This window comes from Nostoc sp. UHCC 0252 (assembly GCF_034931145.1).
Lineage (GTDB): Bacteria > Cyanobacteriota > Cyanobacteriia > Cyanobacteriales > Nostocaceae > Nostoc.
Genome location: NZ_JAYGHE010000009.1, coordinates 154,473 through 164,942 on the forward strand (window position 1 = coordinate 154,473; position 10,470 = coordinate 164,942).

The 10,470-nt window shown below is 42.2% G+C and carries 7 protein-coding genes and 1 pseudogene; 1 reads left to right on the forward strand and 7 read right to left on the reverse strand.

The features are described 5' to 3' along the window. Nucleotides 1-229: 229 nt before the first annotated feature. The 3 genes from aroF to rpsO all read right to left on the reverse strand — a co-directional run bounded on the left by aroF (nt 230) and on the right by rpsO (nt 2,326). Nucleotides 230-1,288, reverse strand: coding sequence for a 3-deoxy-7-phosphoheptulonate synthase (gene aroF / locus VB732_RS08825; protein WP_323230435.1), 1,059 nt, complete (start codon nt 1,286-1,288; stop codon nt 230-232). Nucleotides 1,289-1,572: 284 nt separating this feature from the next. Continuing rightward, the gene (locus VB732_RS08830) at nt 1,573-2,043 is read right to left on the reverse strand and encodes a PAM68 family protein (protein ID WP_323230436.1); all 471 of its coding nucleotides are present in this window, start codon (nt 2,041-2,043) and stop codon (nt 1,573-1,575) included. 13 nt (nt 2,044-2,056) lie between these two features. Continuing rightward, a complete protein-coding gene (gene rpsO, locus VB732_RS08835; protein ID WP_041565894.1) occupies nt 2,057-2,326 on the reverse strand; it encodes a 30S ribosomal protein S15 in 270 nt (89 codons plus the stop codon). A gap of 199 nt (nt 2,327-2,525) precedes the next feature. On the opposite strand from rpsO, the gene VB732_RS08840 reads away from it, so the two are divergent. Beyond that, the gene (locus tag VB732_RS08840; RefSeq protein WP_323230437.1) at nt 2,526-6,110 is read left to right on the forward strand and encodes an AAA-like domain-containing protein; all 3,585 of its coding nucleotides are present in this window, start codon (nt 2,526-2,528) and stop codon (nt 6,108-6,110) included. 101 nt (nt 6,111-6,211) lie between these two features. On the opposite strand, the pseudogene VB732_RS08845 reads toward VB732_RS08840, so the two are convergent. The 4 genes and pseudogenes from VB732_RS08845 to glyQ form a co-directional block, all read right to left on the reverse strand. Next, nucleotides 6,212-6,451, reverse strand: a pseudogene (locus VB732_RS08845) (glycogen-binding domain-containing protein); the annotation flags it as partial. Nucleotides 6,452-6,545: 94 nt separating this feature from the next. Then, on the reverse strand, nt 6,546-8,900 hold the full coding sequence (locus VB732_RS08850) for a ComEC/Rec2 family competence protein (RefSeq protein WP_323230438.1): 2,355 nt from the start codon (nt 8,898-8,900) through the stop codon (nt 6,546-6,548). Further along, nucleotides 8,897-9,070 carry a hypothetical protein gene (locus tag VB732_RS08855; RefSeq protein ID WP_323230439.1) on the reverse strand — a complete coding sequence of 58 codons (174 nt, stop codon included), beginning with the start codon at nt 9,068-9,070 and terminating at the stop codon, nt 8,897-8,899. Before VB732_RS08855 ends, VB732_RS08850 begins: the two co-directional genes overlap by 4 nt. Nucleotides 9,071-9,422: 352 nt before the next feature. Further along, on the reverse strand, nt 9,423-10,361 hold the full coding sequence (glyQ, locus tag VB732_RS08860; RefSeq protein ID WP_323230440.1) for a glycine--tRNA ligase subunit alpha: 939 nt from the start codon (nt 10,359-10,361) through the stop codon (nt 9,423-9,425). Nucleotides 10,362-10,470: the final 109 nt, after the last annotated feature.

The window sequence follows — 10,470 nt, forward strand, 5'->3', positions numbered from 1 at the left end:
GATTTGTTTAGTGTTAAAAAATCCCCTTTAGAATATTTCTAAAGGGGGATTTTTTCATATTTATTAATAAATAAGTAGTTAACAAGAAGTTAGTTATAGCAGTCCTAAATCATTTGTGAAAATTCTATATCTCTTTCTTCTTTCTTCCCTTTGTGTCCTTGGCGTTCTTGGCGGTTCGTTTCCTTATCTATATTTTTCACGACTCATTTAGGATTGCTAAAACTGAATTTTAAGCTAGAGCGACTGCTGGTTGCGGCCAGCGTCCTACTGCCTTACCAATTACTGCTAACTCTTGCATCAATTTATCAAAACGGTCTGGTGTCACAGATTGGGGCCCGTCAGATAAAGCTTTGGCAGGATTGGGGTGAACTTCTATCATCAGAGAATCTGTACCAGCTGCGATCGCAGCCATTGCCATTGACGGCACAAACTCAGACCAGCCTACGCCGTGGCTGGGGTCAATCATAATTGGCAGGTGAGTCAGCTTTCGCAACACTGGCACTACCGATAAATCCAGCGTGTTTCGCGTATACTGACGGTCAAAGGTGCGTATTCCCCTTTCACACAAAATGACATTGGGATTCCCAGATGCCAAAATATACTCGGCTGCCATTAACCAATCTTCAATAGTAGCCGCCATTCCTCGCTTTAATAAAACTGGTTTCGGCTGCGCTCCCACTTTTTTGAGCAAGGAGAAATTTTGCATATTTCTTGCCCCAACCTGAATCACGTCAGCAACTTCGGCAATTTTATCCAGGTCAACTGCATCCATCACTTCTGTAATAATACCTAGCCCGCTAACTTCCCGCGCCTTTGCTAATAAATCTAAAGCACTCTCACCGTGTCCTTGAAAGGCGTAAGGTGAAGTCCGAGGTTTGTATGCCCCACCCCGCAAAAACTTAGCTCCAGCCGTCTTTACGCGCCGTGCTGTCTCTACAATCATTTCTTCATTTTCTACGGAGCAGGGCCCAGCAACTACCACCAAAGGCTGGTGTTCACCAAATATTACCGCTCCACTAGGAGTATTAACTACTACTTCCGAAGCTTCACCGTGGCGGTATTGGCGGCTAGCTCGTTTGTAAGGCTGCTCTACCCGTAATACCTGCTCAATCCAAGGGCTAAGTTCCTGAATTTGTAATGGATCTAAGCTGGCAGTTTCACCGACAAGACCGATAACTACTTTGTGTTGACCAATAATTTTTTCTGGAGTTAGCCCCCAGCTACTTAGTTCCTCATCAATGCGGTTTATTTCCGCCTCTGGGGAACCACTTTTCATTACTATAATCATGTGAAACTTCCTGATTATTAATGGAGTAAAATTTTTTGTAAATGGGCTAACTTTATTGTTGCCTATTGACCTAATTACGAATAGTTAAAAACAAAATTTATTTACAAAATAAATAAACAAAATTATAGCGCTCAGTCAGTAGTTTTTCTACTGGGTAGCTGGATGTAGGTATAAAAAGATTATCTAATTTTAATTAGCAATGTTGAAGTTATAAAATTTCAACTTCAACATTCACTTCTTCATTTACCCAATACCGCAGTTACCTAATAACTGAGCGCCATTAATTATGAGTTTTTTTGCCGAGTTTCGCGCCAAACTGCTACCATTCGTCCCCAATTGGTGTTGAACTCACCCAAACCTAGCAAACTTCCGACTCTTTCTTCATCCCAAGAGGCAGAAAGAACGCCATAAGTTATCCCTAAGACCCCTAGACCAAATAATCCCATGTTCACCAATAACACGGCGATGGGAGGTAGTTTGATATCGGAGTATATAGCAAGCAGGTAGCTAACAACTAAGGCACTAATGCCCAAAGCTGTTGGTACACCACAGAATCCAGCTACCCGTCGGATCATTCTCTGGCTGACTACTTGGGGAATAGCCATCTCTTCTTTGGTGTAAGTCGGTTTTCTACCAGCCTGTTTACCTGATTCTTGTGGCTGTGCTGCTGGTTTACTTTGAGCTTTCGCGGGTTTTTGGCGCTTTTTGTTTGGTTCAAAGGGCAAGCGACTGCGTTCAGATTCTTCAGCAGACATAAGCGGTAGTTCCCTATCCACGAATACCGAGACGAGCAATCAAAGCTTGATATTTTTCGCGGCTTTCCTGCGATATGTACGCTAGAAGGCGCTTACGCTGACCAATTAGCTTCAACAGTCCCCGGCGAGAAGAATGGTCTTTTTTATTTGCCTGAAGATGTTCGCTGAGGCGGTTAATCCGCTCAGTTAACATGGCAACTTGGACATCGGCCGATCCCGTGTCGGTTTCGTGAACTTGGTAATTGGAAATGATTTCTTGTTTTCGCAGTTGCGTCAGGGCCATGATTGATTCAATTTCTAGTTTTTCTAAATGTATCTAGCAGTCTCCCATAATATCACAGCCATTAAGCTGGATGTCGAATCATCTTTGCTGCTACACGTTACACTCTAGGATACTCTGGGACAAAGCCTACATACCACCAGATCAGTGTAGTTAATTTCTTTACTGTGTTAATCTCTTTGTTTGATAATCGTACTTCAATATGAGATACCAAGCAGGGGGTAGTCTCCGTAGTGACGATCCTACTTATGTTATTCGTCAGGCAGACGAAAAACTTTACACAAGTCTAAAGGCTGGTGATTTTTGTTACGTCTTCAATTCTCGACAGATGGGCAAGTCTTCGCTACTACAGCGCACAAGTTCTCGTCTTAGACAGGAAGGTTATAGCTGTATCTACTTGGATGTGACTACATTGGGTAGCGAAGATACTACACCAGAGCAATGGTATAAAGGCGTTATTATCAGCTTATTTTACGCCTTAAATCTGGTAGAAAAAGTCAAATTTAAGCAATGGTGGGAAATGCAAGCGGGTCTTTCCTCAGTGCAAAAACTCCACCAATTCATAGAAGAAGTGTTGCTGCCAAATAGCAAAGCTGAACATATTTTCATCTTCATTGATGAGATTGATAGCTTGTTAAGTTTAAGTTTTCCTGTTAGTGACTTTTTTGCCTGGATTCGTCATTGTTATAACCAGCAGGCACACGACGCGAATTTTCAACGCTTGGGATTTACACTATTTGGGGTTGCCAGTCCATCTGATCTAATTTCTGACAAACGTCGCACACCTTTTAACATTGGTACAGCAATAGATTTACATGGCTTTCAACTCCATGAAGCCACACCATTGCTAAAGGGATTAGAGGAAGTTATCACTCAACCAGAAGCAGTACTTCAAGAGATTCTTTACTGGAGTGGGGGACAACCATTTCTTACTCAAAAACTTTGTCAGTTAATTGTCCACACAGCTTTAGAAACGTGTAATAGAAAAATTGATTTACCGCCAGGAACAGAAGCATCTTGGATAGAACAATTTGTGCGATCGCAGATTATTCAACACTGGGAAGCAAAGGATGATCCCGAACACCTCCGCACAATCCGCGATCGCCTACTTTTTAATGAACACCGAGCCGGAAGATTACTAGGGCTTTACCAACGAGTGTTGCAAGCGGAAGAAACAGGGGAGCAGGGAGCAGGGGGCAGGGGACAGAGAAAAGATAAACTTTATACTTCATTATCTGATCTTCTTGTCCCGACCGATGATAGTCAAGAACAGGCAGAACTGTTGTTATCTGGTTTAGTCGAGAAACACAACGGCTATCTCAAAATTAAAAATCCCATCTATCGGAATGTTTTTAATGCTGAATGGGTAATCAAGTACTTAGACAATCTCCGCCCTTACTCACAAACATTTAATTCTTGGGTAGCCTCTTCCTTTAAAGATGAATCGCGCCTTTTGCGAGGACAGGCTCTAAAAGATACTCAAAATTGGGCGCAGGGCAAAAGTCTGAGCGATTTGGATTATCAATTTTTAACTGCTAGTCAAGAATGCGAACGACGTGAAGTCCAAACGGCATTGGAGGCAGCCCGGGCCAAAGAGGTAGAAGGACGACTAGAACAAGAGAAAAAAACTGCTAAACTGCAAAGATTTTTGTTAATTACAGTGTGTATTGGGTTGCTCGTTTCTTGCGGTTTGGGGATAGGAAGTTTCGTTTTATACCGCAAAGCTCTCAAAAGTGAAAGTCAAGCTAGAAGCAGCGAAATTCGAGCGCTTACATCCTCTTCTGAGGGATTATTTGCTTCAAATCGCCGATTAGATGCGCTCATAGAAGCTATTAAAGCCAAACATAAACTGCAAAAACTAGGTAAACCAAACACAAATATTCAGCGCCAGGTAGACAATGTGTTACGCCAAGCAGTTTATGGAGCAGATGAGTACAATCGTTTTTCGGGTCATACAGCAGCTGTTTTAGCATTAGATATCAGCCCTGATAGTTCTTTAATTGCCTCAGCAAGTGTAGATAAAACAATCAAGCTTTGGCGACGTGATGGGACAGAAGTTACAACTCTCACAGGTCATCAGGCAGCAGTTAGAGCAATCGATTTTAGCTCTGATGGCCAGCTACTCGCCTCGGCGAGCGAAGACGGGACTATTAAACTCTGGAAGCTAGATGGTACTTTGTTAAACACTTTTAAAGGCCATACTGCTTCGGTTTGGGGAGTTGCATGGAGTCCCGATGGCCAGTTCCTTGCCTCTGCCAGTTTCGACAGAACTGTGAAACTCTGGAAACGAAACGGCACACTTGCTCAAAACTTTCAACAAGGTGACACAGTGGGATTTTGGGGAGTCGCATGGAGTCCTGATGGTCAAATAGTTGCGGCTGCAAATTTAGACAAGACAGTAAAACTTTGGAAACGGGACGGTTCGGATTGGCAAAACGCCAAGCCTCTACAACCTCTCCAAGGTCATACAGGTTGGGTTGTAGGAGTAGCTTTTAGCCCCGACGGCCAAACCATTGCTTCAGCGAGTGAAGATGCAACTGTCAAACTTTGGCAGCGAAACGGCCCAGGTGGAAGCTACCGTTTTAATAAAACTCTTAAAGGACACAGCGCTGGGATTTGGGGAGTCGCCTTTAGTCCCGATGGTCAGACTATTGCCACCGCCAGCCTCGACAAAACAATTAAACTTTGGAACATTGATGGTACAGAACTGAGGACATTGAAAGGACACAGCGCGTCCGTTTGGGGAGTGGCTTTTAGCAAAGATGGCAGTTTTATTGCTTCGGCGGGTGCAGAAAACATTGTTAGACTTTGGCAAAGTCAAAACCCATTCCAAAAGTCTATCGTTGCTCATAAAGCTGGAATTTGGTCAACAGCTATCACCGCCGACAGCTCGGCGATCGCCACAGCTAGCCACGAAAATACTGCTAAACTTTGGAATCGCCAAGGTAAATTACTCAAAACTTTTACTGAATCTGGGGGTGCAATCTTCGAGGTTTCATTTAGTGAAGATGGCAAATTAATCGCGCTTCGCACCTACGATGATAAGATAAAGCTCAAAAAGCGAGACGGTACTTTGGTCGCTACTTACAAAGATCCTCTCGGTAAACTCTTAGCAGCAGTATTGAGTCCTGATGGGCAAGCGATCGCAATGGCAAATGTTGACAAAATTGCTCAGATATGGAGACGCGATCGACCTGCACCGCAGATTATCAAAGGACATCAGGCGGAAGTGTGGCACGTCGTATTTAGTCCAGACGGTCGCCTGATTGGTTCAGTCAGTGGCGATAGTACCGCTAAATTGTGGACGCTTGATGGCAAGTTGCTCAAAACCCTAGTAGGACATTCGGCGACAGTCTGGAGATTAGCCTTTAGCCAAGACACTAATATGGTGGCTACTGGAAGTGCCGACAATACTGTTAAGTTATGGACACTTGAAGGAAAGCTGCTGAAAACTTTTAAAGGTCATACAGCTGCAATTTGGGGAGTTGCGTTTAGTCCCGACGGAAAAATAGTTGCTTCTGGCAGCGTGGATTCTACCGTCAAACTTTGGAAAATAGATGGTACGGAATTAACAACTCTCAGAGGACATACCGCAGCCATTAGAGAAATTGCTATCAGCCGCGACGGGACAATGCTTGTCTCAGGAGGTGATGATAACACATTGATTCTGTGGAATTTGCCGCGAATTCTAAACTTAGATGCACTGGCTTATAGTTGCGCCCTAGTGCAAGATTATTTGAAAACTAACACAGCAGTGGAGGAGAGCGAACGCATTATTTGCAATTAACCTGTCCTCTATTATTTTGAGAAAAAATAATCATAGGTTTGTAGTTTGGGCTATAGGGCAAACATGAACAATTCCTACCTATCAAAGATTTTTTCACATCTGTTTGTTGCATTAGGGTCAATAACCTCTACCCATTCATCAAGTCCAAATTTTGGGCTTTTGCTTTGAACACGAAATTTATATTGATAAATACCGTCTTCGAGTTTTACTTGAGTGCGAAAATAACCATCTTCACTTTTTACCATTGGAATTTATTTCCACTCAGAAAAAGAACCAATTAAAGCTGCTCTTTCATTACGAGGAGCAAACAATGTAAACTCAATTAAACTTCTTATTTCCATTTTCTAAATTTATCTGATAGTGAGTAAACTGTGTCAGCACCCATGAAAACAAAAACATTTTGAGCTTTGCTTTTTCGTAAGTTTTTTATAAACTTTATAAGACAGAAGACTTATTTTCTGTTGCTTCAATGAAAGCCTCAAATTCTCGATTGGGTGTCCATTGAATAGCCCCATCTCGTCCTGTAAAAAATAATTTAGTTTGGCTTTGATTTAGCTCAGATAAAGTTTTTTGATCAAAGTTAGCAGAAGAAGCGATCGCCACTTGTGGTTGCAGAGCAATAACTAAATCTTTTAATGACTGAGGAGCGCACCACAACACTTGTGGACGAGACAAACTCCCATTTTTAACTAATTGCTGTACCTCTTTAGACTTGACATTACCAACTAACAACCAATTCTGATCTAAAATTTGTAATTGTAAAATAGGTAATTGATCATTAATTAACTGTGCTACTATTGAACCTGTTTTTACAGCTTGACCAACTGCCATCGATTGGTAAAATCCTTGATGCTTTTGTAATTCTTGTTGAATTGCCTGGGTTGCAATAGTATTCTCTGGATTAGGAGAATATTCATAAAAGTTTTTGATTGGTAAACGTTGCATTAATTCCAACCAAGCATTACTTTGATTGCCTTTAAAATCAGTTGCGATCGCCCAATTAATTTGATTTACACCCTGTTGTTGCAAAAACGGTAAAATTGTGAAACGTCCAGTCCCTTCATCCCCACTATTAATTACAGTTACAGTCCCTCTATCTTGAACAACTACAATTGGTTCTGTACCAGATTCTAATACAGTTATCCTAAATAATGTATTTGTAGAATGCCAAAGTGGTATGAATACTAAACCTATCGCCATCACATTAGCAACCCACCACCGACGCTGCCACCAAGGGACTAGCCAAACCAGTATAATCAGCGCGTAAATCACCAGAAGCTGCCAAGTAGATATACTGCCTACAGCAACAGAATTTCCGGGCAACTTGCTAAAAAATTCCACTAATTTAATTAGCCAGTCTGTCGGGTAATGTAGCACCGCAGCCAGGAAGCTTCCTGCCTGAGTCCAAATTAAACCTACTAACGCACTAATAATTCCACCAATACTAATGATCGAAATTAATGGGGTACTAACCACATTCAGCAACAGACTATAAGATGGTACAACCCCAAACACAAAAAGTTGTACAGGTAAAGTCCAAAGAGTAGCAGCAAGGGGAACAGCAATCAAAGAAGCGATCGCAGGTGGTAGCCATGCTAGGCGGTTGACTAACGCAGGTACTGTTACGATTAATCCCAATGTTGCTAAAAAACTTAATTGAAAACCTAAGTCCCAAATCCATAGAGGATTAAACACCAATAACAGAGTTGCTGCTAATAGTAACGATCCGAACTGTTTTACCTTCCTTTTTAACAACAGCCCAACTAATGCCGCAAAACCCATAATTACGGCTCTGAGAACCGCAGGTTGAAAACCTGTTAAACTCAGAAAAATGATTAGAGCTAAAAAGCCAAGGGTGAATTGCGTTCCTTTTTTTGTTCGCCTTGTTAACTGTAATATCACACTCAAAATCAAAGAAGTTTGGAATCCAGAAGCTGCCAAAGCATGAGCCAATCCCGCTTGCACGAACAAATCGCGGATATCGTAGGGTAAATCAACTGCTTTGCTTCCCAACACCATTGCACTAACAAGAGGCCCTTCTGGGATACCCAACCAACGAACTTGCGATCGCACAATTCGCTCTCGAATTTGCCACCATCCCCATTTACGCTCCTGCTCTAAAACATTTATTTGTCGCCCAATCAAACCAGCAAAGGTTCCTTCCTGCTTGAGAAACTTCTGAAAATCGAAACCACCAGGATTGGAAGCGGCCTTTGGTTTATACAAAATACCAGTCACAGCAATTTGTTGACTAGGGTATAACCCAGTCGCCTGAAGTATAGGCACTGTCACATACAATTTACCTGTAACTCCTTTTGGTACACCTGCCGAACCTTTATCATTTTTGACTTCATCTAGCTGAGTCGCTTCCAGCCAAAATTGTCCGCGTTGACTACGAGTTAAGCGGGGATTACTCGCCACTTCTCCACGAACAATCACAAGTTGCTCTTGATTATTGCTATTTCCAGGCGGGACGAACTGACTAATATCTTTTGCACCTGGTTGCGGCACTCGCCATTGAAAATATAGAGTTGCCAATAATCCCACCAAGCCAGCAGCTACCCATATTCGAGGATGGGAATTAGTTTGCCAAGTGTTAGACACAGCCTTATTTTTGCTTCCAGCCTTTTCTGCTTTCTGAGCAAGTTGTTGCAAACTGGTGCGTCTTCTAAAAACAATTGCTCCCACTATCCCCAAAACCAAAATCCATACACCACCCCAAGGAACTGCTGTAAACAGCAACCCAAAAATGTAGCCAAGACAAATAATTACACCACTGGTTTGAATCATAAGATTTTTTGTAAAAGCACCTGACACCCAGAATTCACAGCTAACTTAAAAATAGCTAGACTAGCAATAGAGAAAAATTGGCGTTGCTGAATTTGGCAATGAAATTCAAAAATCAAATATTCCAAACTCTTATTATCTGCGTCTGGATCGCTTCTACATAAGCTTGGCATCTCTCCAATCAGCAACACTGAAAAAATTTTATGCTTGTGGTGAAGTATAGTCCATCAAGTTTATACAAACAAAGCCCGCACAGGCGAGGCGGGCCTTATCCTTATAGCCTTAATGTTCTAGACTCAAGATTTAACGGTATTTCTGACCTTTATACCATTTCACAAAAAATATGATTCGGATGTAGGTTGGGTTGAGGAACGAAACCCGACACCCCAAAGCCATGCAATTGTTGGGTTTCACTCCGTTAGATCCAACTTACACATCTGTCTCATTTTTTTCTGGAATTGGTATTAGCAATAGCCATATTATTAAAGATATGCCTAGCTTAGAGAATGTAAAATCAAGGGTTTGCTAACCTGCTGAGGTAAGTTTTGTCTGTGTAGCCATGACTTCTACTTGCCCATCAGGTATAACTGATTTCAAATCTTTGAGCAAAGGAAAACCCAACTTCTCCCTTTGCTCAACATATAAATGAGCCACCTTTCTAGCCAAATGCCGAATTCTGGTAATATAGCGAGTTCTCTCCGTTACCGAAATCACACCTCTAGCATCCAGCAGATTGAACGTGTGCGAACACTTCATTACGTAATCCAAACTGGGTAACACCAAACCCTTCTCCGTTAACTGAGTAGCTTCCTGCTCGTACAAATTAAACAGTGTCAGCAGTAATTCAGGATTAGACGCTTCAAAATTGTATGTACTCTGCTCAATCTCATTTTGCAGAAAAACATCACCATAAGTAATGTTGTCCGTCCAATGAATCTTAGTAATTGCCTCCACTTCCTGGAGATACATCACCAATCGCTCTAAACCATAAGTAATCTCAATCGATACTGGGCGGCAATCAATACCTCCACATTGTTGAAAGTAGGTAAATTGAGTAATTTCCATCCCATCTAACCATACTTCCCACCCAGTACCCCAAGCTCCCACCGTCGCATCTTCCCAGTTATCCTCCACAAACCGAATATCGTGGTCTTCAGGACGGACACCCAAAACCCTCAAAGAATCAAGATATATCTCTTGAATATTATCTGGCGACGGCTTAATCAGAACTTGGTACTGATAATAGTGTTGGAAACGGTTAGGGTTTTCACCGTACCGCCCATCCGTCGGGCGACGGCACGGTTCAACATACGCAACAGCCCAGGGTTCCGGCCCCAATGCTCTTAAAAATGTCTGGGGATTCTTAGTACCTGCCCCCTTCTCAATATCGTAGGGCTGGGCAATAAGACAACCGCGCTCGCCCCAGAACTGATGCAATAAAGCTATAACGGATTGAAAATTCACACTTCCCCCTTATTACTCGACACAGTTTATAAACCATTGTTGCCTAGAACCCGGTACTGTGGGGAGTTTCAAGGGGACGAAAACGCAGTCCAAAATTATTTTGGAAAAA

Excerpts from the sequence above, each read along its gene's own strand:
- aroF (WP_323230435.1), bottom strand. The coding sequence starts at position 1,288 with ATGATTATAGTAATGAAAAGTGGTTCCCCAGAGGCGGAAATAAACCGC.
- VB732_RS08830 (WP_323230436.1), bottom strand. The coding sequence starts at position 2,043 with ATGTCTGCTGAAGAATCTGAACGCAGTCGCTTGCCCTTTGAACCAAAC.
- rpsO (WP_041565894.1), bottom strand. The coding sequence starts at position 2,326 with ATGGCCCTGACGCAACTGCGAAAACAAGAAATCATTTCCAATTACCAA.
- VB732_RS08840 (WP_323230437.1), top strand. The coding sequence starts at position 2,526 with ATGAGATACCAAGCAGGGGGTAGTCTCCGTAGTGACGATCCTACTTAT.
- VB732_RS08850 (WP_323230438.1), bottom strand. The coding sequence starts at position 8,900 with ATGATTCAAACCAGTGGTGTAATTATTTGTCTTGGCTACATTTTTGGG.
- VB732_RS08855 (WP_323230439.1), bottom strand. The coding sequence starts at position 9,070 with ATGCCAAGCTTATGTAGAAGCGATCCAGACGCAGATAATAAGAGTTTG.